This is a genomic window from Weissella confusa, assembly GCA_041871065.1.
Classification (GTDB): Bacteria; Bacillota; Bacilli; order Lactobacillales; family Lactobacillaceae; genus Weissella; species Weissella confusa_A.
In genome coordinates this window covers 644,152-665,653 of sequence record CP168942.1, presented here as the reverse complement: position 1 = coordinate 665,653, position 21,502 = coordinate 644,152, and the positions used below count along the sequence as shown (strand labels likewise).

At 44.1% G+C, this 21,502-nt stretch carries 18 protein-coding genes and 1 pseudogene; 3 read left to right on the top strand and 16 right to left on the bottom strand.

What is annotated here, in order from left to right:
* Positions 1 to 8: 8 nt before the first annotated feature.
* From ACAW68_02950 to ACAW68_02925, 6 genes are all read right to left on the bottom strand, one after another.
* Positions 9 to 902, bottom strand: coding sequence for a phosphodiester glycosidase family protein (locus ACAW68_02950; protein ID XGA16532.1), 894 nt, complete (start codon positions 900 to 902; stop codon positions 9 to 11).
* The gene (locus ACAW68_02945) at positions 892 to 1,968 is read right to left on the bottom strand and encodes a GtrA family protein (GenBank protein ID XGA16531.1); all 1,077 of its coding nucleotides are present in this window, start codon (positions 1,966 to 1,968) and stop codon (positions 892 to 894) included. The genes ACAW68_02950 and ACAW68_02945 overlap by 11 nt, the downstream gene beginning before the upstream one ends.
* A 148-nt stretch (positions 1,969 to 2,116) precedes the next feature.
* On the bottom strand, positions 2,117 to 3,625 hold the full coding sequence (locus ACAW68_02940) for a carboxypeptidase M32 (protein XGA16530.1): 1,509 nt from the start codon (positions 3,623 to 3,625) through the stop codon (positions 2,117 to 2,119).
* A 104-nt stretch (positions 3,626 to 3,729) separates the two neighbouring features.
* Entirely contained in the window at positions 3,730 to 5,106 is a 1,377-nt protein-coding gene (locus tag ACAW68_02935; protein ID XGA16529.1) for an amino acid permease, read from the bottom strand.
* A 267-nt stretch (positions 5,107 to 5,373) separates the two neighbouring features.
* Positions 5,374 to 6,087, bottom strand: coding sequence for an SDR family NAD(P)-dependent oxidoreductase (locus tag ACAW68_02930; protein ID XGA16528.1), 714 nt, complete (start codon positions 6,085 to 6,087; stop codon positions 5,374 to 5,376).
* Between the two features lie 121 nt (positions 6,088 to 6,208).
* Positions 6,209 to 6,742, bottom strand: coding sequence for a hypothetical protein (locus tag ACAW68_02925; protein XGA16527.1), 534 nt, complete (start codon positions 6,740 to 6,742; stop codon positions 6,209 to 6,211).
* A gap of 1,049 nt (positions 6,743 to 7,791) precedes the next feature.
* On the opposite strand from ACAW68_02925, the gene ACAW68_02920 reads away from it, so the two are divergent.
* Entirely contained in the window at positions 7,792 to 8,184 is a 393-nt protein-coding gene (locus ACAW68_02920) for an Arm DNA-binding domain-containing protein (GenBank protein XGA16526.1), read from the top strand.
* Positions 8,114 to 8,275, top strand: coding sequence for a tyrosine-type recombinase/integrase (locus ACAW68_02915; GenBank protein XGA16525.1), 162 nt, complete (start codon positions 8,114 to 8,116; stop codon positions 8,273 to 8,275). Before ACAW68_02920 ends, ACAW68_02915 begins: the two co-directional genes overlap by 71 nt.
* A gap of 226 nt (positions 8,276 to 8,501) precedes the next feature.
* On the opposite strand, the gene ACAW68_02910 is transcribed toward ACAW68_02915, so the two are convergent.
* The 8 genes and pseudogenes from ACAW68_02910 to ACAW68_02875 form a co-directional block, all read right to left on the bottom strand.
* Entirely contained in the window at positions 8,502 to 8,744 is a 243-nt protein-coding gene (locus ACAW68_02910; GenBank protein ID XGA16524.1) for a type B 50S ribosomal protein L31, read from the bottom strand.
* Positions 8,745 to 8,869: 125 nt separating this feature from the next.
* Positions 8,870 to 10,720: a translation elongation factor 4 gene (gene lepA, locus ACAW68_02905; GenBank protein ID XGA16523.1), complete on the bottom strand. Its 1,851-nt coding sequence runs from the start codon at positions 10,718 to 10,720 to the stop codon at positions 8,870 to 8,872.
* Positions 10,721 to 10,834: 114 nt separating this feature from the next.
* Entirely contained in the window at positions 10,835 to 10,969 is a 135-nt protein-coding gene (locus tag ACAW68_02900) for a hypothetical protein (protein ID XGA16522.1), read from the bottom strand.
* A gap of 10 nt (positions 10,970 to 10,979) precedes the next feature.
* Positions 10,980 to 11,834 (bottom strand): aldo/keto reductase, encoded by an 855-nt coding sequence (locus ACAW68_02895; protein ID XGA16521.1) that lies wholly within the window; start codon positions 11,832 to 11,834, stop codon positions 10,980 to 10,982.
* A gap of 86 nt (positions 11,835 to 11,920) precedes the next feature.
* Entirely contained in the window at positions 11,921 to 13,366 is a 1,446-nt protein-coding gene (cls, locus tag ACAW68_02890; protein XGA16520.1) for a cardiolipin synthase, read from the bottom strand.
* Positions 13,367 to 13,474: 108 nt separating this feature from the next.
* Positions 13,475 to 15,325 carry an ABC transporter ATP-binding protein gene (locus tag ACAW68_02885; GenBank protein XGA16519.1) on the bottom strand — a complete coding sequence of 617 codons (1,851 nt, stop codon included), beginning with the start codon at positions 15,323 to 15,325 and terminating at the stop codon, positions 13,475 to 13,477.
* A pseudogene (locus tag ACAW68_02880) lies at positions 15,318 to 17,063 on the bottom strand (ABC transporter ATP-binding protein). The gene ACAW68_02885 and the pseudogene ACAW68_02880 overlap by 8 nt, the downstream one beginning before the upstream one ends.
* A gap of 98 nt (positions 17,064 to 17,161) precedes the next feature.
* Positions 17,162 to 18,040, bottom strand: a complete 879-nt coding sequence (locus ACAW68_02875) for a LysR family transcriptional regulator (protein XGA16518.1) — start codon at positions 18,038 to 18,040, stop codon at positions 17,162 to 17,164.
* Positions 18,041 to 18,283: 243 nt separating this feature from the next.
* Here ACAW68_02875 and ACAW68_02870 point away from each other — a divergent pair, with 243 nt between their 5' ends.
* The gene (locus tag ACAW68_02870; GenBank protein ID XGA16991.1) at positions 18,284 to 19,015 is read left to right on the top strand and encodes a DUF554 domain-containing protein; all 732 of its coding nucleotides are present in this window, start codon (positions 18,284 to 18,286) and stop codon (positions 19,013 to 19,015) included.
* 89 nt (positions 19,016 to 19,104) lie between these two features.
* On the opposite strand, the gene pgk is transcribed toward ACAW68_02870, so the two are convergent.
* Together pgk and gap are read right to left on the bottom strand one after the other, a co-directional pair.
* On the bottom strand, positions 19,105 to 20,328 hold the full coding sequence (gene pgk, locus ACAW68_02865; protein XGA16517.1) for a phosphoglycerate kinase: 1,224 nt from the start codon (positions 20,326 to 20,328) through the stop codon (positions 19,105 to 19,107).
* 126 nt (positions 20,329 to 20,454) lie between these two features.
* Complete coding sequence (gene gap, locus ACAW68_02860) at positions 20,455 to 21,465, bottom strand: type I glyceraldehyde-3-phosphate dehydrogenase (GenBank protein ID XGA16516.1); 1,011 nt, start codon at positions 21,463 to 21,465, stop codon at positions 20,455 to 20,457.
* Between the last annotated feature and the right edge of the window lie 37 nt (positions 21,466 to 21,502).

Sequence of the window (21,502 nt, the reverse complement as noted above, 5' to 3'; positions counted from 1 at the left end):
TTCCCTCCTTACTCACTGTAGCCAAAGTACAACATATCTGACACCGCCCGTTCACTAGACTGGCCAGATCCACCAACTGGATTGTTAATCACCTTGCCATTGAGCACCATGGTTGATGATCCCCCGCCGTCCAAATTGTAGGCGTAGGTTGCCCCATGACTTTTCATGACATTTGCTAATTGATACAAAGACAGCCCTGTCGATTCAGACGTTCGACCATCAGAAACCACCACCACGTAATGATTTTTACCAACCTGTCCAATTGCGGTACGTGGATTAGAAGCCTGTGATTGACCAACTTCAGCGTCTTCAGAGACCGTCACTTTGCCGTTTTCAACCAGCGTTGGGCCAAAACTTAGTACCTGCTGGGCACCATTTTTAAGTAGTTCACTCGCCGTTTCATCGCTCTGATTAACTGACTTCATATTGCCGTCGCTATCAATAACTAACGCATCCGTATCGGTTGCCACAGTATCGCGATACAATGTGCCATTGCGCACAACATAACCAGTATCGCGGAAACCATAATAATCACCATTAATCGCAAAAATCGCATTATGCTCGCTTGCCATCGATGACGTTTTTTCAGTGTAGTTACGCCCATATGTATTATTAGCCAAGGCCGTTTGTAACAAGCTTGGATCATCGACTGTTATGTCCGCCACGTAGACCGTTGTGCCATCAACCCGTTCGGTTGTGACGTTAATACTCATGTGACTATCCTCATAGGACGTGGCCGTCTTTTTGACCGTACTTGAATCTTTCTTCGCAGTTGTCTTGACGGTTTGCGTGCTCGTCGCAATTGCTGTACCACTGTGCTGTATCATAAACGTATCAACCAGTGTAAAACTCGTATAAACCGTCAAAATTGCGGATGTCACTAACGTTAACTTACGCTTCATGCGTTCTCTCCATTCGTGATTTGAAAACCAATTTCTTTTGTACTAAATAGCTACCAACAAATATTAAGGTATCTACCATTATTTTTACCGGCACTGGATGCGGAATAAACGTATCCACCAACTGTAATAGGCCTGCTGATAAGACCATTTGAAAGGTAAATAATGCGACATAGCGGCGACGATCACCAGTCGTATTTTGTGACTTAAACACCCATCGTTGATTAAGGATGAAGTTAAAAATACCAGAGATGAATCGAGCCAGCACCGATGCCCCTAATAAACTCATTGTGGAAGCCCCTTTAAACAAGGTCAGCAGCAAAACTGCAAACAACGCAATATCAACCATCGCCGAACTCAATGATGAGAAGGCAAATTTCAAAAAGCGTTTGTAGACCAATAAGGAATCACGAATTGGGTGAAAATGGGTACCTTCATTGTTACCCTCATAAATAGTTTGAATTGGCACCAGTGCTAGACCGATGTCCCGTTCTTGTGACTCCAGCAACATGTTCATTTCATATTCAAATCGGTCACCACTAATCTCGCTCATCGCTGATAATGTGTTGCGAGGCAAACCACGTAAGCCGGTTTGGGTATCCGGTATGACTAACCCCGTTGCAAATTGCGTCATCTTACTGGTTAATTTGTTACCCCAGTAAGATTTGGGCGGTACAGCCCCCTTTTCAAAATTACGGACACCCAGAATCAAGTCATCTGTTCCCGTTTCCAGCTTTTCCGCAATCCGAATAATGTCAGAAATGGCGTGCTGACCATCTGAATCGGCTGTCACAATGCCAGCTGTGTTGGGAAATGCTGTTTGGACATACTTAATACCTGTTTTAAGAGCCACACCTTTACCGCGATTCTGGTCATGTACTAGTACCGTGGCAACTAGCTCTTCGATTTGCGCAAAGATTGTTTGGTAGTGGATGCCTGATCCATCATCCACTACAACAACCGGACGATTGGTCACTGCCTGCAGGTTCATCATCACGGTAATGAAATTTTCTGTTGGTTCATAGGCCGGAATGAGAATCACGGCCGCCGAATTATTAGTCTTTGTCATAAGGATTGCCTCTCTTTCGATTGTTTGCAATCATAATGAACCGACCAAAAACCAAACTTCAGTGAAGCACAAGCCAAACATAAAAGGCCGTGAATCTCTTGAATCTGTCTCAAGAAATTCACGGCCTTAAAATATCACCTTCAGTTATTTACTTAATGTTGTAAGCTTGCAAATAACGACGTGTTTGCAAGTCCAACCAGTATTGTGGGTTCAAGTCTTCGCCGGTAGCATCACGCAATACTTGTGATGGGGTCTTTGAAGCCCCATATTGCCACACATGCTCCCTACGCCAGTCGAACAACGGTTGAGTGTCACCGGCTTCAAGCAAGGCATCAATATCCAACGTCTTCGCCATCTCATGACGGAATTGGGCAGCATACAAGTGGCCCAATGCATATGATGGGAAGTAACCAAAGTCGCCCCCAGCCCAGTGGATATCTTGTAGGATTCCTGTCAAATCTGACGGTGGTCGAATACCAAGATACTCTTCATACTTGGCATTCCACAACTCAGGCAACGTTTCGACATAGATGTCATCATTGAAGATGGCCTTCTCAATTTCATAGCGTATGATGATGTGCAATGGATATGTCAATGGATCAGCTTCCGTACGAATCAAACTGGCTTGTGTCTTCATCCAACCCTTGTAGAACGTTTCAAAATCTACATCATCTAGGACACCGTGGAAGGCTGCTTGCATAATTGGGTAATCATGGCGCAAAAAGGCTTCTGAACGACCAATGACCACTTCATTAAAGAGTGACTGTGACTCATGAATACTCATCGCAATGGCTTTGTTAAATGGTGTGTAATCCCACTTTGGCGCCACGTTTTGTGCAAATAGACCGTGCCCCGCTTCGTGCAAAATTCCCAACACTGCCATCTGGAAATCATCGGTTGCCCAACGCGTTGTAATACGAGCATCATTGCGGTTCAAATCTTGCATAAATGGGTGAATCGTATCGTCCAATCGTCCCTTGTTTGGATCGTAGCCCAAACGAACTGCGGCATCCCAAACGTACCCACGTTGATCAGCAATCGCCACATCACGGTGGAGGAAACTGTCATCTGGCTCAGTTCCTTCAGTTGCCAAACGATCACGCAAGGCCACTACGCCCGCCTTCACTTCGTTAAAGACTGCGTCCAACTTTTCAACCGTCAAGCCAGGCTCAAATTGGTTCAGCAACACATCATATGGTGTGGCCTCATCCTTGCGCCAGTACGTGATAAACTTGCGCTTCAAAGCAATCAATTGTTGGAGGTACGGTGCGTAGATGCTGTAATCATCTTGCTCACGAGCCTCTGACCACGCGTCTTGCGCTGATGAGCTCAACTTATTAAAAGCAATGTACTCGTCAGCTGGCACAAGCGCATCACGCTCATAATCTTCCTTAAACTTCGCAAACAAAGCTTGTTCATCATCAGAAAGTTCTGCAGCGTGTTCATCAAAGTAAGCCACCAACGCTTTGGCTTGGTCACCAGTTGAAACGCCCAAATACTTCTCTGTTAGATAACTTTGTAGTTCCGCACGAAATTCACCTGAATCCTTAGGCATCCCAGTTAATTGGTCCCAGCTTGCCAAAGCCATCGTTTCTTCCAGCAAGGCTTGTTCTTTCAATAGCGCACGTAAATCCGCACCTGTGTATGAGTCCGTCATCTCATAACCTCCGTTTTTAGTCGTTTCTTTATTCTAATTGAATTTTAATATAAAAACAAACCAGAAAAAAACTCACCAACCAAAGTCAGTGAGTTTAATCGTTTTTAAAATTTCATGCCATACTTCTTGTGGCTGTACCAACCGTAACCAATCGTCCAGGCGATACCACCAAAGGCTGCAATCATATCGGTCTTGTCCAAGAACAAGGTTCCGAAGATGAACAAGAAGAATGCGAGCGTCAATGGACTAGCAATCTTGTAGAAAGGCATCTTGAAGCCATCTTCAATGTAGTCTGCACTAGCGCGATACTTGCGGTGGGCCAACATAATCAAGCTGTAGATAACCAACGTAATCGCCGCCGTAGCTGATGCGAAGAAGTTAAATGCTGATTCAAAGATTGGCAATGCGTTGATGATCGGCGTCAACATAATCAAGATTGCTGAGAACAATACCGCACGTGATGGGATTGCCTTCATTGATAGCACCTTGAAGTATGATTGCCACTTCCCTGTGTTTTCCAAAGCCAACGCGTAAACGTCTCGTCCGGCTGAGTAAATCAACGTATTCAAGGCTGACATCGCTGCTGTCAAAACCACGAAGTTCAACAACGCTGCTGCCCAGTGAATACCGATTAACTTAAAGATAAACACGAATGGACTTTGGTTTGATGGCAAGTAGTGCCAATCATAAATTGACATGATAATTGCCAAGGCCCCCACGTAGAAAATCAAAATACGGAATAACACCGTGTTGATAACCTTTGGCATCACCTCGCGTGGGTTCTTTGTTTCCGCTGACATCAAACCAACGAATTCAATTCCAACGAACGCGAAGAAGACCATTGGGAATGCTTGCATGAAGCTCATCCCACCATTTGGGAAGAACTTGAAGTTGTGCGTAATATTACCTAGTGAAACTGGTCCACCATGTGCTCCTGGTGCATTGAAACCAGTCAGCATCATAATAATTCCCGTTGCGATAATACCTAGGATAGCAATAATCTTGATTGATGAGAACCAAAACTCTGCTTCACCGAAGAAGTTAACCGCGAACAGGTTAACCCCCACCAACAGAATCATCACGATAATTTCGATTAACCATGCTGGCACATTTGGTAACCAGTATTGGACATATAGCCCGATGGCCGTCAACTCCGCCATGGCTGGCAAAATCAATGTAATCCAGTATGACCAACCTACAAAGTGCCCGGCCCCCGGACCTAAGTACTTTGACACAAAGGCCACAAATGAGTTGTTGTCCGGATCGGCGTAAAGCAACTCGCCGATGGCACGCATCATAATATATAGGAAGATTCCTGTTAGTAAATAAACAAATAGGATTGATGGTCCCGTCAGACTGATTGAGTCTCCGGCTCCCAAGAACAATCCTGTTCCAATTGTTCCACCAATCGCAATCATCGTCACGTGACGCTTAGATAACCCGCGATTTAGCGAATCAGGCGCGGCGTTTTTGTCTGCCATGCGCTGCCCCTCCTCTGAATAAATTTGCTATCATATACAAATTCATTTTCTCTTTTATTCTCTTTTTATTCATCAGCCAAAAGGCAAACCCTTTTGACAACGAATAATATCATAGCACATCAATGTATTTTTTTGCACTCTTTTTTGAGTATTCGTGCATGTTTTTGCGGTATATGCATTGTACGGTGTATATATTCAGAAGAAAAATTCGAATTTTGATTCGTTTTACAAAAAACATCCAACCGCAAAGTGTTGGATGTTTTCTTTTTAGTGTTGTGGATTGTAGTTAACGACTGAACCGTCTTCATTGATAACTTGGCCGTTGTGGTTTTGATCATCAAAGAAGAATGACAAAATCAGTTCAGCGGCATTTTCTGTCGTACGAACGAAGTCACCTTGAATGTGGCCGTTCAAGTCAGTTGAAACAGCACCTGGCATCACGGCAAAAATCTCAACAGGCATACCCTTTTGTTCGAATTCAAGACCGAAGTCCTTCGTCATCACATTAAGCGGTGCCTTAGCAGCCATGTAACCAAGTGGGTGCCACCACTTACCTGGCTCAATTGGCGTTGAAACGTTAACAATCGTTCCATTGTTCTTTTGTAGTACTGGCAAAAGCCCCTTCGTCAACTCGTATGGTCCGATGAAGTCGACCTTATAGATATCAAGCAACTCTTGTGCTTCGAACTCCCATGCCGTACGTTCCATATCACCTGAAATACCGGCATTGTTGATCAACAAATCCAATCCGTTGTAGTTCGCGTTGATGTTTGCTACTGCTTCATGGATGCTATCCAAGTTAGCAACATCAATCAACAACAATTCTGCATTACCAAATGCTTGCAACTCGCTCACAGCAGCTGCACCACGCTCGGCGTCACGTGCGCCGACCAATACGGTGTAGCCCATTTGTAGCAATTGCGTTGCAATCGCATAACCGATTCCCTTGTTTGCACCAGTAACCAAAGCTGTCTTAGCCATTAATAATTTTCCTTCTTTCTTTAAAGCTCCATTATTATATAGCCGCGACTGACAAAAAGTAAGGTCTTGAAATTATTAAAAACCCTGCTCTGACTGGCCTATTTATTCGTCGGTTAGCCTCTTATCGACGTCCGATTTGCCCACGCACTAGCGCGTCATCATATGACTTTGCCAAGTTCATTGGAATCGTCATTAGGAATTCGGCCATATCGGATAGATTAACACCTACCATGGCTACACGACGCTTGCGACTTTGCAATCGGTCTTCAACAACCGTGTATAGCATTTGTTCATCACGTGTACGTGGTGCAAGTTGAATTGCTGATGTGGTTGGAATCGATGCAATACGTTCTTCACCATCATCTAGCTCGTTAAAGTAGCTCGCTGTTTCAGTCAAATCAACCGGCACCTTGAAACGCAATTCCAATTCATCCCCATTGTATGAGACTTGCACCGTGTGCAACTCAAACACCCCAGTACCATCTAAATCATCATTCAATTCATCAACCAGTGGACGAATCTCAGTCATCAATTCACGATTGAAAAACTTCTCAGCGCTTTCAGTGGACCCTTGCCCACTCATTTGATAACCCACATAGGGATCTTCGTGTTCAGTCAAAATGTTATCGACAACGTGATTAATTTCAAACTTCATATCTTTTCTCTTTCCTGTACTAGAACAAAAACACCCAACCAAGGTTGAGTGTTTTTCAGTATCGAACAATTATACCCTCTGGCAACTGCAAAACCAAAATTATCCTGGTTGTAATCGCATTATTCGTTAGTTATTAACTAAGCTATTTTTGTAATAAGACTACTTGCGAATAAGCTGAATTGTTGTAATAAATGTTTGTTGTGATTCAATTTCGAAATTGATATAATAAATACTATAAATAAAAGCACCGCAAGGAGGTCGAGATCCCTGCGGTGTCATAAATGCTATTCGTTAGTAGTGTTGTCAATGGATGAGTGTGATGTGTGGTCATACCCATCTTTTTTATTGCTCTTGGCTGCAATTTGGTCCGCCTTGTGCTCTTCATGAGCAATAAGAACCGGACTGTACATAACTACAGCCAATCCAATCACAAATACCATAGCTATCAAAACTACGAACACTTGATTTGGTGAGAGCATGGACGCCAACCGTCCTACCTCTTGAAATGCATTATTGAATGTATGCTGGAGCATAGCAAATCCTCACTATTCGTTATATTTAAAATTGTGTAAATAGGGATTTGCATGCTACTTACTATCCAACATTTATTAGTATAACAGAAATATCACGCCGAAGATTTATACCAAATAAATTTAAAGGTAACACCCTTCTGCACCAGCAATAACAACTGAATAATTTAAAAAATGACCCATTAGTTATGACTGCGTACAGTATGTATATGTTGTAGCTAATGGGCTATTTTTGTCTATAGCTCAACACCCCATTACAAACAGCTACCATGCAGTTAAAATAGCCCATGATAAGGACTATTTTCGATATCCAATGCACGTAATCCCTATTAGGTGGCAGCCGGTGACTAGCTATTGTTAATAACAACATTAGGGAATCAAAGGTTTTTGTTTCATTTGATGGATGGATTAATACTTAGTGCAAAAAATTCCAACCGCTGATCGCATTTTTAAAGATTGCTGATAATTACACAATCGAATATGCACAACGCAAAATAGACCCGACTCTCCTCTGCTAGTGTGTACGGTCGAGTCGGGTCTATTTCTTTCGTTCACTATCTACTACACAAATCCCCAGCAATCGTCATTGACGACCTGCTAGGGATTTATTTCTACATTAAAGTCAACACCGCCGTCTGTTTTTTGTCCATCCTTTGTCCTAGGACGGGGCACGACCCCATTCGATTGCGTGGTAGTTACCAACTAGATGGTAAAAATAAACGTAAAACAAAGAGCGGTTTCCGCACTAAGACAGAAGCGTCAGCCTGGGAAAATGACATGAAAATCCGACTCAACAACGGCTATCAAATTGATAAGGCAACAACTATGTTTGTTGATTTCTATGATGATCGGCTCAAAAGACATTTCTATGCACGGCTTGCGTCACACTCATTCCAGTCTATTAATCAGTAAGGTTGTTGACGTCGCATATGTTAGTGAACGACTCGGTCACAACGCGACTTTAGTGACAATGAAAACTTACCTATCACTACCTCGAAATTGAGAGGAAATCAGAAGTGAAAAAAGCCATCGAACTGTTGAACGATTAGGTGCAAAAAGGTGCAAAAAATCACCTTTCACCAGCCAATTTCAAAACAAATGTAAATCTTATCTGATTGCATCCGTTCCTGTGTCGATTCGTCACAAACGTTGCTATACGGCCGTTTATGTGTGCACAAAAAAACACCCAACCAAGGTTGAGTGTCTTTTCAGTATTGAATCGCTTAAAATTAAGCCAAACCGTACTTCTTGTTGAACTTGTCGACCGCACCATCGGCAGTAGTAAACTTTTGCTTACCAGTGTAGAATGGGTGTGAATCTGACGTAACTTCAACACGGATCATTGGGTACGTAGCACCTTCGAACTCGATCGTCTCGTTTGAAGTACGAGTTGAACCAGTCAAAAGCTTGTAACCAGTAGTTGAATCAACGAAAACCACTTGGTGGTAATCTGGGTGAATATCAGCCTTCATCGTGTTTCTCCTTATCGCCCTAGTACATTGCGTACCAGAGTCAGTTTATTTAACCTGAATATAATACCATAACTTCGAAGAGAATGGTAGTCTCTCAACCAAAGAAATTTGCAGAATATTCACAATTAGTGATTAGCACCCTTTGCAAATTCTGTATCATCTTCAGCCTTAAGCACCGCCATAAAGGCTTCTTGTGGCACATCAACCGTACCAACCGCCTTCATGCGCTTCTTTCCACGCTTTTGCTTATCCAACAACTTTGCACGACGATCAGGGTCACCCGTGTGAATCTTTGAGGTAACGTCCTTACGGTACGCCTTAATCGTTGAACGTGAGACAATCTTTGAACCGATTGCAGCTTGCACTGGAATTTCAAAGTTACGACGTGGGATGATTTGCTTCAACTTAGCCGTAATAATACGTGAACGCTCTTGGGCAAAGTCCTTGTGCACGATAAAGCTCAAGGCATCGACCTTATCACCGTTCAACAAGATATCAATCTTAACCAAGTCAGACTTGCGGTAACCTGAAATATCGTAATCCAATGAGGCGTAACCACGTGTGTTTGACTTCAACTTATCGAAGAAGTCAAAGATGATTTCTGACAATGGAATGTAGTACTTCACGTTAACGCGGTTTTGGTCCAAGTAATCCATCGTATCGAATTCACCACGCTTTTGTTGTGCCAATTCCATAACTGCCCCAACGTATTCGTTAGGCACCATGATTTGTGCGTGTACGTATGGTTCTTCAATCCACTTGATGGCACTAGCTTCAGGCAACTCTGATGGGTTGGCCACTTCAACCATTTCACCGTCCGTCGTGTACGCGTGGTACGTTACAGATGGTGCCGTCGTGATCAATTCCATATCGAATTCACGTTCAAGACGCTCTTGCACAACGTCCATGTGCAACAAGCCCAGGAATCCAGTACGGAAACCGAATCCCAATGCTTGTGACGTTTCAGGCTCAAATTCCAATGACGCATCGTTCAATTGCAACTTTTCAAGCGCTTCACGCAAGTCGTTGTACTTTGAGTTATCCGTTGGGTACAAACCTGAGTAAACCATCGGCGTCATTGGTTGGTAACCTGGCAACGCTTCAGCTGCTGGGTTCTTAACTGACGTAATCGTATCACCAGGGCGTGCGTCACGAATGTTCTTGATTGAGGCGGCCACATAACCAATATCACCAGCCATCAAGAAATCACGCTTCACAGGGTGTGGTGAGTTCACACCAACTTCTGTGATTTCGTATTCAGCACCTGAGTTCATGAAGCGAATCTTATCACCCGGCTTCATAACCCCTTCCTTCACACGAACGGTCAAAATAACACCCTTGTATGAATCGTAGGCTGAGTCAAAAATCAACGCTTGCAATGGTGCTTCCAAATCACCCTCTGGTGCAGGAATCTTGGCCACGATTTGCTCAAGCAATTCTGGAATACCAATACCTTGCTTAGCTGATGCCAAAACAGCTTCAGATGCATCAATACCGATCACATCTTCGATTTCAGCACGGACAGCCTCCGGATCAGCGGCTGGTAAGTCAATCTTGTTGATCAATGGCAAGATTTCCAAGTCATTTTCCAACGCCAAGTAAACGTTTGCCAACGTTTGGGCTTCAACACCTTGGGCGGCATCAACAACCAAAATTGCTCCATCAGCCGCAGCCAATGAACGAGACACTTCATAAGAGAAGTCGACGTGACCTGGTGTATCAACCAAGTGGAAGATGTACGTCTCGCCGTCGTTCGCCTTGTAGTGAACTTCAACCGCGTTCATCTTAATCGTGATACCACGTTCACGTTCCAAATCCATCGTGTCGAGCAATTGATTTTGCATCTCACGTTCAGTAACCGTGTGCGTTGCTTCCAGAATACGATCTGAAATCGTCGACTTACCGTGGTCAATGTGAGCCACAATACTAAAGTTACGAATGTGAGATTGGCGCGCCTTCATTTCTTGAATGTCCATTATTTATCGCGCTCCTATTCTGTCTAATTTTTCTGTCCCTACCATTATACAGGGTATTTCGGTGCCTGACGATAGTAAAAAGAGACCAATCCGCGCAGATTAGTCCCTTTCACCTTACTTCTTGGTCACGTCCTTGAATTCGCCTTCCAAGACTTGTGCCTTGTTACGCATTTCATGGTCGTGACGTGCCTTGCGTGATTGCGTGTACACAAACAGTCCGACCAAAATCAAAATAATAAAAAACCACATACTACTTCTCCTAGTGTGTTACGGTCCAATTCAACATCTTTTGCACATGGGAAACATCGGGATCATCTGATCCGCCAAACAACGTTTCACCCGTATTCATCGTGGCAATTTGTGCCATTTCGTCGTCTGTTAATTCAAAATCAAATACATCCAAATTAGAGGCCATTCGCGCTGGCTTCATTGACTTTGGAATTGTGCTAATACCTCGTTGAAGCAGCCAACGCAAAATAACGTGAACCACTTCTTTACCGTGGTTCTCAGCAATCTTAGTCAAAATTGGTGAATGGAATACATCATGCATCCCCTCCGCAAACGGTGCCCACGCTTCAACCAAGATGCCTTGTTCTTGGAAGTACGCCACCTTATCTGCTTGTTGGTGGAAAGGATGGTTTTCAATTTGGTTCACCATTGGTGCGATGTCGTTCAATGTCACAAATTGCGTCATCAACGCTGGTGAGAAGTTCGACACACCAATTGCACGAATACGACCGGCTTTATAATCTTCTTCTAGCGCACGCCAAGCACCCCAGATGTCACCAATTGGGTGGTGCAACAACACCAAATCCAAGTAATCAGTTCCCAGCAATTCTAATGAACGTGCGACAGAAGCCTTTGCCCCCTCGTAGCTCATGTCTTGCACCCAAACCTTGGTTGTCAAAAACAAGTCATGACGATCAACTTCACTTTCGGCAATTGCGCGACCAATATCGCCTTCATTGTCATAAATCACAGCTGTATCAATCATGCGATAGCCGGTCGCAATGGCATCCTTTACTGCTTGGGTAGCTTCAGCGCCTTGCACTTGCGCAACACCGTACCCAAGCACCGGCATCTTTACCCCATTTGCTAATGTTCGAAACTCCATTTTTATTGCCTCGTTATCTTATCCGTTAATACCCTGTATTATACGCTTCTACAATGAAAAAACACGGCAAATTGCCGTGTTTTTGTTTACAAAATTGGCGTCAGCAAACGTGAGAACATTTGCTTAAACTTACGCCATCCTGATTGGTTATCGAAGTATTGACGGGTCAAACGCGTTGAAACCCGCAAATCCTTTTCAAAAATCTGATTCATTTCCGCAGCCAATCGACGGCTGTACATAAAGGCATTCACCTCAAAGTTCAAAGCGAATGAACGAATATCCATGTTGGCACTACCGACCGAAACAATCTTATCGTCAATCACCAATGTCTTAGCGTGCAAGAATCCCTTGTCATACGTATAAACTTCAGCGCCCGCTCGAACCATCGCACGCGCATAGTATTCCGTCGCACGATAGACAAACGGGTGATCCGGCATACTTGGAATCATGATGCGTACCTTCACCCCTGAACGAGCGGCCACAGATAGCACATCCATAATCGCTTGGTTCGGAATAAAGTATGGCGATTGAATCGTGATACTTTCACGGGCAATCGCAATCATATGCAAGTACCCTTGATAAATTTGTTTTGAATCCGACTCTGGTCCTGATGATACAATCTGCATCGCCACATCCCCAGCTTGCGTACTGTCTGGGAAATAATCATCACTAAACTGCAACTTTTCTTCCGTTGTAGTTGCATTCCAATCCATGAAGAAGCGACTTTGCATTGCCAATACTGCGTCACCTTCAACACGCAAATGCGTATCACGCCAGTAACCGAACTTCTTTTTCTTGCCCAGATATTGGTCACCCACGTTAAAGCCACCAATATAACCGATATTACCGTCGATAATCACTAGCTTGCGGTGATTGTGATTGTTCACGCGGAATGAAAATGGCTGCCAATCATGAATCAAAAATGTTTCAATTTGGCCACCAGCTTCATGCAAGCGCTTGAACATCTTCTTGTGGCGACCACCTGACCCCCACATGTCATAAATGACACGAACACGCACACCTTCAGCTGCTTTCTTCGTCAACAAATCAACTAGTTGATTTCCGATTTCATCATCATAAATCGTATAGTACTCAACATTCACGTGATGCTTGGCCTGTTCGATATCCGCAAACAATTGCGCAAATTTGTCTTTACCATCCGTGATAACTGAGACATGATTTTCATTTGTAAAAATCGCTTGCTCATTATTCAAGAACAAACGAACAAACGTTTGTTCCTCTTGATAATCGGCTGTGGCAATGTGTGCCATTTGCTTCTTTTGCTTCTTCGCAATGCGGTCAATACCCATGACACGTTGCGTTCGAATGTCAAAAATACGCTTATTTGATAGCTTACGCCCAAAGAAGAAATAGAACGCAAAACCAAAAACTGGGAACAATAACAGCACCAGCATCCAAGCCCAAACCGTCGTAATATCACGGTTTCGATCACGGAAAACCGTGACAATCGCTCCTAACGTATTCGCGATTAACAAGACGATTAGCGCAGTATTTATCCAATGTTCAATCATTTGCTAATCCCCACTTTCCTACCTACTCACAATCGTACGTCTATTGTAGCAGTACAATCGACAAAAAAACCAGTGCCATCACGCACTGGTTACATTTTCATCGAAATCTTAACATGATGTTAAGCCAACATTTTCAGCAAATTGCGAATTATACAACTTTGCATAAGCGCCATTTGCAGCCAACAAGTCATCATGCTTACCACGTTCAACGATATTACCGTGTTCCATTACTAAAATCTGGTCGGCATAACGAATCGTTGATAAACGGTGAGCCACAACGAAACTGGTACGACCGGCCATCAAACGTGCCATCGCGTCTTGAATCATCCGTTCCGTACGCGTATCAACTGAACTCGTCGCTTCGTCCAGAATCAAAATTTCCGGATCAGCCACAAAGGCACGGGCAATCGTTAGCAATTGACGCTGCCCTTGCGAAATATTCGTTGCTTCCTCGTTTAGTACCGTATCATAGCCATCTGGTAACGTCTTAATGAAGTCATCCGCGTGGGCCATCTTGGCTGCTTCGTAGATGAAGTCATCCGTCGCATCCAAACGACCATAACGCAAATTATCCATAATCGTTCCCGAGAACAACCACGTTTCCTGGAGCACCATCGCAAAGTGATGACGCAAGGATTGGCGACTCATCGACTTCGTGTCTAAGCCACGCAGACGAATTGTCCCTGACGTCGTGTCATAAAAACGTTCCAACAGGTTAATCATCGTTGACTTACCCGCCCCAGTTGGACCAACAATTGCGACCATTTCCCCCCGCTTCACCGACATATTATAATCGGTCATCAATGGCTGATCAGGTACATAACTAAAGGCCACATTTTCAAACGTCACCAAATCATCTGTTTCAATTGGTTCAACTGGCTCTGGGCTGTCCATCTCAGGCTCATCCAGCACTTCAAAAATACGTTCAGCTGATGCCACTGTTGCCTGAATGGTATTCGTTAAGTTAGCAATCTGAGTGATTGGTTGACTAAACTGATTCGTGTACTGCAACATCGCCTGGACATCACCCAAGCTGACTGAACCTGACGCCACCTTAATGCCACCAATTACAGCCATCGCAAGGTAATCCAAATTATTGACGAAACGCATCGAAGGGAAAATCAACGTCGAAACGAACTGCGCTTTCCAGGCCGACTTATAATACGTTTCGTTTTGTGCATCAAAATCAACCATGACGTTCTTTTCTTGGTTAAACGTCTTCACCACCGTGTGCCCGGCAAACGTTTCTTCAACTTGGTCATTCAACAAACCAAGTGACGCCTGCTGGCGGGCAAAGAAACGCTGTGACAACGGCGCAATTGTTCGCACGATTAACAAGGAAATTGGCACTGTCGCAAATGCGACCAATGATAATTGCCAGCTAATTGTCAGCATGAAGTAGATAACGCCGACGAATGTCAAAGCTGATGTCACCAGCTGAATCAGTGACTGATTTAGCGTTCCTGAGATATTATCCATGTCATTAACAACACGCGACATAATGTCCCCATTTTGGTGGGTATCATAATACGACACCGGCAACTTCGTCATTTTCACTTTGAAGTCTTGACGTAATTGATAGACCGTACGTTGCGCAATTCGAGTCATAATCCATTGCTGCGTGATTGAGAAAATCGCACTCAAGACATACAAAATCGACACGAACACCAAGATTTGGAAAACCTTATCCATGTTAATGTGAATGCCTGTATGCATTTTCACTGAGCGTGTCACGTCATTAAAGATAACCGTTGTCGCTTCACCCAAAACCTTTGGCGCACGAACTGACAACACAACTGATACCGCTGCAATAATTAACGAAAAGATAACGCCGGCACGATCCTTACGCAAGTACTTAAACAGGCGAATGACTGTTGGCCAGAAATTGACTGCTTTTTCGACGGGGCGTCCCATGCCGCCACGGCCACCACCGCGACCGCCACTAGTATAACTACGCATTGACACCCACCTCCTTCAAATCTGCTTCAGACAATTGGCTCCGCATAATTTCTTGATATGCTGGGCAAGTCTTGGCTAGCTCTTGGTGCGAGCCAACCCCTGCTAATTCGCCATTGTCTAGCACCACGATGACGTCAGCATTCATAACGGTCGCAATTCGTTGGGCAACAATGACCTTGATTGCCGGTGCCAAACGTTCGTCAGCATTAATAGCAGCTCGCAAACGTGCATCCGTGGCAAAGTCTAGCGCTGAGAACGAATCATCAAACACATAAACCTTCGCGTCTTTAATCAAAGTACGGGCAATCGTCAAACGTTGACGCTGACCTCCCGAGAAGTTAGCCCCGCCTTGCTCAACCGTCATATCCAAGCCACATTGCTCTTGAATAAAATCATCTGCTTGTGCGATTTTCAAGGCATCCCAAATTTGTTCGTCTGTCGCATATGGCATACCGAACGTCATGTTTGAGCGAACCGTTCCAGTGAACAATGTCGCCTTTTGCTGGGTAATCGATACTTCCTCGTGCAAATCATGTTGAGAAAGCTTTTTCACATCAACCCCTGACAGGTCAACGTGACCACCGGTTGCATCAAGCAAACGCGGAATCAAGTTAACCAGCGTCGACTTACCTGAACCGGTTCCACCGATAATCGCCATTGTTTGCCCCGCTGTTGCTTGCGCAGTAATATGACTCAACGCTGGTCGTTCGGCGCCTTCAAATCGATATGACACATCATCAAACGCTAATGATGCTGGTCCGTCAGGCAATGCCACCGTTTGATCAGCATCCGTAATCGTGTCAGCTGAATCCAAGACCTCATCAATACGGTCCGCTGATGCTTGGGCACGTGGTACCATGACGATCACCATTGATAGTTGCATAAAACTCATCAAAATTTGGGTCGCGTAAGTCTAAAATGCCACCAAGTTTCCCATTGGCATCAGGTCAGCACCAATCAACTTGGCTCCCAACCAGACAATCCCAACGTTGGTGAATGACAAAATAATCGTCATCACTGGCATCATCATCGCAACTGTCGTAAAGACAACACGTGCTGTGTGTGTCAAATCATAGTTGGCCTCTTTAAACTTATCAACCTCGTAGTCATCACGATCAAACGCACGGATAACGCGCACACCAGTCAGTCCCTGCTGGAAAATCAGATTGATTTTATCAACCTTCTTTTGCATCGTCTTAAAACGCGGTACCGAGATGCGCATATTGATAAACACAGCGAGGGCCAAAACTGGCAACGCAACTGCGAAAACCATCGTTAAACGATGATCCAAACGCCATGCCATGATGGATGCACCCACAAACAAAAGTGGTGACATCAGCATCATACGCAACACCGTTTGGAACACGTTTTGGATTTGCGTGACGTCATTTGTCGTTCGGGTAATCAGCGTTGCGTTTCCAAATTTATCAACGTTCTTAGCATCCATAAAGGTAACCTTACGGAACAGCGCACTACGCAACTTCATCCCCAATCGTTGACTCTGAGTCGCCGCAAAGAAAACATTCAACGCTGCCCCTGACCAGCCGGCAATGGCAATCAACAACATGATGCCACCCATGCGCCAGATATAATCGATATCGTTTTGGGCAATTCCTTTATTAATAATGTTCGACGTAATTGTCGGCAATGACAAATCCGCCGATACTTGAACCATTAAAAACAACACCGCCAGTATGACTGGAATGGGTTGTAAATATCGTTTTCCTATTCGAAACATAATCATTCCTCACGTTCTGTTAGACACCGTTAGTTTACTCGCCTTTTTCGGATAATAAAAGAAAAAGCTCATGGACGCACCATGAGCTTTGATTATGTTTACTTATTTTGACCGACGAACTCCCAAAAGAGCTCACTTGCCTTAGAATGTTGGGCTGTATTCTTACGCATAAAGGCCAATTGACTCACATCATTGAGGTTAATCGGACGCTTAATGATATCTGGGTTAGCCGACATATCAACGCTCTTTTCCATCATGATTGAGACACCCATCCCGTTAGCAATCATATTTAAGATGATATCGATACGTTGCCCTTCATAGGCCACTTTTGGCTCGAAGCCAGCGGTACGGGCCATTGCCATCACACGGTTATAAATCGTTGTTTCACGCCCGAGCAATAAGAATTCTTCATCTTGCAAATCGCCAATTTTCACCTGCGCCGCGTCAGCCAATGGATGGTCTTTTGGTACAACGCAAACAAACTGATCCTTATCTGTCACGATTGTTTCGTACTTCTCATTGATGTCCCCGAAGTCACGACCAAACACTACATCCGCTTTACCATTGTCCAACGACTGAGTAATAACGCCGTGATCAACTTCAGATAGGTGCAATGAAATTTCCGGATGCTTATGATGGAATGCAGCAATCAACTCAAACCCGCGATAGTTGGAAACTGATGGAATCGCAAGGATCGTCAGCGTATTTTCAGATTCCGCTGCGTGCTGATTAAGTGTACGCAACATCGCATCATATTCGGACATAATTTTGGCTGCATAAATAGCAGTAATACCCCCGGCCTCAGTTAATTTGATGGTTCGGTGGCTACGCTCAAACAGCTTCGTATCCAATTCCTTTTCTAGCGCTAAGATTTGTTTTGAGATGTTACCTTGCGTCGTGAATAAACGTTCGGCGGTCTCGGTATAGCTTAGCGTTTTCGCCAAATCTAAAAATACCTCAAACTTATGGATATCCATAATACGTCCTCTTAAATATTACTCTTTGGAATAGTTTATCACATTTTTGGATTTGTTGCGTTTACTTATTAAGCGTAAGATAGAAATATCGCGTTTTATCACGGCTGCTATTGGTCTAAACCCCTGGCTTTAGCCAGGAGTAAAGACCAAGGACGCCCCTGATAAGGGCGACTTGGTCACATCGGAGGTATCAAACCTCCGATATTTCCAGTCTACTTTATGGAGGTTAAATAGAATATGAATATGCCTACTGGTATTATTATTAATGCTTTGTCCGTTTTAGCGGGCGGTATCGTCGGTGTCCTTTTCGGTAACCGCATTTCTGATAAATTTAAAAATGAAATTAACATGATTTTCGGCGTCGCCTCAATGACAATGGGTGTCATTGCCATTGCGCCAACTAAGAACATGGCGCCAGTCATCTTTGCTTTGATTCTTGGGACATCACTTGGGTTGATTTTCCACGTTGGTCAACTGGTTAACCGTGGTGCTGGTTTTATGCAACGCCAAATTGCTCGCGTTATCCCAATGAAATCAAGTATGCCTGAAGATGAATTCATGGCAACCTTGTTGACGGTCATCGTCCTATTCACCGCCTCAGGAACTGGTATCTACGGTTCCTTGGTTAACGGTATGACTGGTGATGCGACAATTTTGATTTCTAAGTCAATTTTGGATTTCTTCACGGCAACTATTTTTGCAGCTAACCTTGGCTTTGTGGTTTCAGTAATCGCCGTACCACAATTTATTTTCTTCTTTATTCTATTCTTGCTAGCTGGGTTCATTTACCCACTGACGAACCCAGCCATGATTACAGACTTTAAGGCTGTCGGTGGTGTGCTGATGCTAGCCACTGGATTCCGTATGATTAAAGTTAAGATGTTTCCCACTGCAGATATGATTCCTTCAATGATCATCGTCATGCCACTTAGCTGGCTATGGATGACCTACATTCTACCTGTACTAACCCACTAAATACAAAAAACCGCTTAATTCACAAATCGTGAATTAAGCGGTTTTATTTTTCAACTAATTAGCTGATTTGTAATTTTGTAGAGACAAAATTACTTTTCAGAAATAGCTGCGATACCTGGCAAAGTCTTACCTTCCAAGTACTCCAATGAAGCACCACCACCAGTTGAGATGTGGCTCAATTGGTCAGCAACACCAAGTTGTTGAACAGCGGCAGTTGAGTCACCACCACCAACGATAGTCGTTGCACCGTTCTCCTTAGTTACCTTAACCAATTCTTCACCGATAGCCAAAGTTCCCTTGGCAAAGTTAGGCATTTCGAACACACCCATAGGTCCGTTCCAAACAACAGTCTTTGCGTCTGACAAAACTGACTTGAACAATTCGATTGACTTAGGACCAGCATCAAGGCCCATGTAACCGTCCTTGATACCATCTTCAGCAATGTACGTGTCAGCATCGTTAGCAAACTTGTCAGCTGCTACGGCGTCAACAGGCAATACCAACTTGTCGCCAGCTTCTTCGATCAATTGCTTAGCCAAGGCAACCTTGTCTTCTTCAAACAATGAGTTACCGATAGCCTTACCGTTAGCTGCGTCGAACGTAAATGCCATTCCACCACCAACGATAACCTTGTCAGCCTTCTTCAACAAGTTCTCGATAATCGTGATCTTGTCTGAAACCTTAGCACCACCGATGATAGCAACGAATGGACGCTCTGGGTTTTCAACGGCACCACCCAAGAACTTGATTTCCTTTTCCATCAAGAATCCAGCAGCAGTTTGTGCGATGTTTGAAGCGATACCAACGTTTGAAGCGTGGGCACGGTGAGCCGTACCAAAGGCATCGTTAACAAAGACGTCACCCAATGAAGCCCAGTACTTACCAAGCTCAGGATCGTTCTTTGACTCACGCTTAACTTCTTCACCGTTAACAACGTCTTCGAAACGCGTGTTCTCGAAGATCAAAACTTGACCATCTTCCAAACCAGCGATTGCGTCTTCCAATTCCTTACCTTCAGTAGCAGGAACAAAAGTAACAGGTTGACCCAACAAGTCAGCCAAACGTTGTGCAACAGGCTTCATTGACAAGCCCTTCTTGTCATCTTCACTCTTGATACGTCCCAAGTGTGAGAACAAGATAGCGCGTCCGCCGTTATCCAAAACGTACTTAATAGTTGGCAATGCAGCTACGATACGGTTGTCGTTTGAGACAACAACTTCACCGTTCTCTTCCTTCAAAGGAACGTTAAAGTCAACACGCATCAAAACCTTCTTACCCTTCAATTCCAAGTCTTCAACAGTCAACTTAGCCATTGTAAAAGTCCTTCTTTCTGTGTGTGATTGCTTTTAATAAAAATCAATAACTATATTATATCAAAAAACAGGTGGTTCAGAATGTCTAAACCACCTGTTTTTACTCTATCTACTAGAAACTAGCAATTAGAGAGTTGCCAAGTGCAACAACGTACGGATCATGTTTGAAGTGAAACCGTATTCGTTGTCGTACCATGCAGCAGTTTGAACCAATTGCTTGTCACCAACAGTGATGACCTTAGTCAAAGTTGGGTCAAATACAGCACCGTGCGTGTCGCCGATGATGTCTGATGAAACGATTTCGTCTTCGTTTACACCAAATGAATCGTTGACATACTTCTTAACAGCGTTGTTAACTTCTTCGGCAGTTACAGTCTTTGACAATACAGTCGTCAACTCAGTAACAGAACCGTCAACAACACCAACACGTTGTGCGTGACCGTCCAACTTACCTGCAACAGAAGGAACAACCAAACCGATAGCCTTAGCGGCACCAGTTGAGTGAGGAATCGTGTTTGCTGAAGCAGTACGGTTTGAACGGAACTTTGATCCCTTAGGACCGTCCAAGATCATTTGCGTTGAAGTGAAGGCGTGAACCGTCGTCATCAAACCGATCTCGATACCAAATTCCTTGTCCAATGCGTTAGCCAATGGAGCCAATGATTGCGTCGTGCATGAACCAGCTGATACGATGTGATCATCTGAAGTCAAAGTGTCTTGGTTAACTCCGTAAACAACCGTTGGGATGTTTCCAGCTGGAGCTGAGATCAAGACCTTCTTTGCACCTGCATCCAAGTGAGCTTGTGACTTTTCTGCTGAAGTGTAGAATCCAGTAGACTCCAAAACGATTTCAACACCATCGTTAGCAACCCACTTCAAGTCAGCTGCGTTACGCTCAGCGTAAACGCGGATCTTCTTACCATCAACGATGATACCTTCTTCGTCAGCTGAAACTTCAGCGTTCAAAGTACCGTGCGTTGAGTCATACTTCAACAAGTATGCCAACATAGCAGGGTTAGTCAAATCGTTAATTGCAACAACTTCGATGTCGTCCGCAGTATCCTTCAACTCAAGGATGCGACGGAAGGCCAAACGACCAATACGGCCGAAACCGTTGATACCAATCTTAACAGTCATTATTAAGATTCCTCCCAGAAATTCTTTGTAAACGTTT

Coding starts and splice junctions, on each gene's coding strand:
- ACAW68_02950 (XGA16532.1), bottom strand. CDS start 902: ATGAAGCGTAAGTTAACGTTAGTGACATCCGCAATTTTGACGGTTTAT.
- ACAW68_02945 (XGA16531.1), bottom strand. CDS start 1,968: ATGACAAAGACTAATAATTCGGCGGCCGTGATTCTCATTCCGGCCTAT.
- ACAW68_02940 (XGA16530.1), bottom strand. CDS start 3,625: ATGACGGACTCATACACAGGTGCGGATTTACGTGCGCTATTGAAAGAA.
- ACAW68_02935 (XGA16529.1), bottom strand. CDS start 5,106: ATGGCAGACAAAAACGCCGCGCCTGATTCGCTAAATCGCGGGTTATCT.
- ACAW68_02930 (XGA16528.1), bottom strand. CDS start 6,087: ATGGCTAAGACAGCTTTGGTTACTGGTGCAAACAAGGGAATCGGTTAT.
- ACAW68_02925 (XGA16527.1), bottom strand. CDS start 6,742: ATGAAGTTTGAAATTAATCACGTTGTCGATAACATTTTGACTGAACAC.
- ACAW68_02915 (XGA16525.1), top strand. CDS start 8,114: ATGATGATCGGCTCAAAAGACATTTCTATGCACGGCTTGCGTCACACT.
- ACAW68_02910 (XGA16524.1), bottom strand. CDS start 8,744: ATGAAGGCTGATATTCACCCAGATTACCACCAAGTGGTTTTCGTTGAT.
- lepA (XGA16523.1), bottom strand. CDS start 10,720: ATGGACATTCAAGAAATGAAGGCGCGCCAATCTCACATTCGTAACTTT.
- ACAW68_02900 (XGA16522.1), bottom strand. CDS start 10,969: ATGTGGTTTTTTATTATTTTGATTTTGGTCGGACTGTTTGTGTACACG.
- ACAW68_02895 (XGA16521.1), bottom strand. CDS start 11,834: ATGGAGTTTCGAACATTAGCAAATGGGGTAAAGATGCCGGTGCTTGGG.
- cls (XGA16520.1), bottom strand. CDS start 13,366: ATGATTGAACATTGGATAAATACTGCGCTAATCGTCTTGTTAATCGCG.
- ACAW68_02885 (XGA16519.1), bottom strand. CDS start 15,325: ATGCGTAGTTATACTAGTGGCGGTCGCGGTGGTGGCCGTGGCGGCATG.
- ACAW68_02875 (XGA16518.1), bottom strand. CDS start 18,040: ATGGATATCCATAAGTTTGAGGTATTTTTAGATTTGGCGAAAACGCTA.
- ACAW68_02870 (XGA16991.1), top strand. CDS start 18,284: ATGCCTACTGGTATTATTATTAATGCTTTGTCCGTTTTAGCGGGCGGT.
- pgk (XGA16517.1), bottom strand. CDS start 20,328: ATGGCTAAGTTGACTGTTGAAGACTTGGAATTGAAGGGTAAGAAGGTT.
- gap (XGA16516.1), bottom strand. CDS start 21,465: ATGACTGTTAAGATTGGTATCAACGGTTTCGGCCGTATTGGTCGTTTG.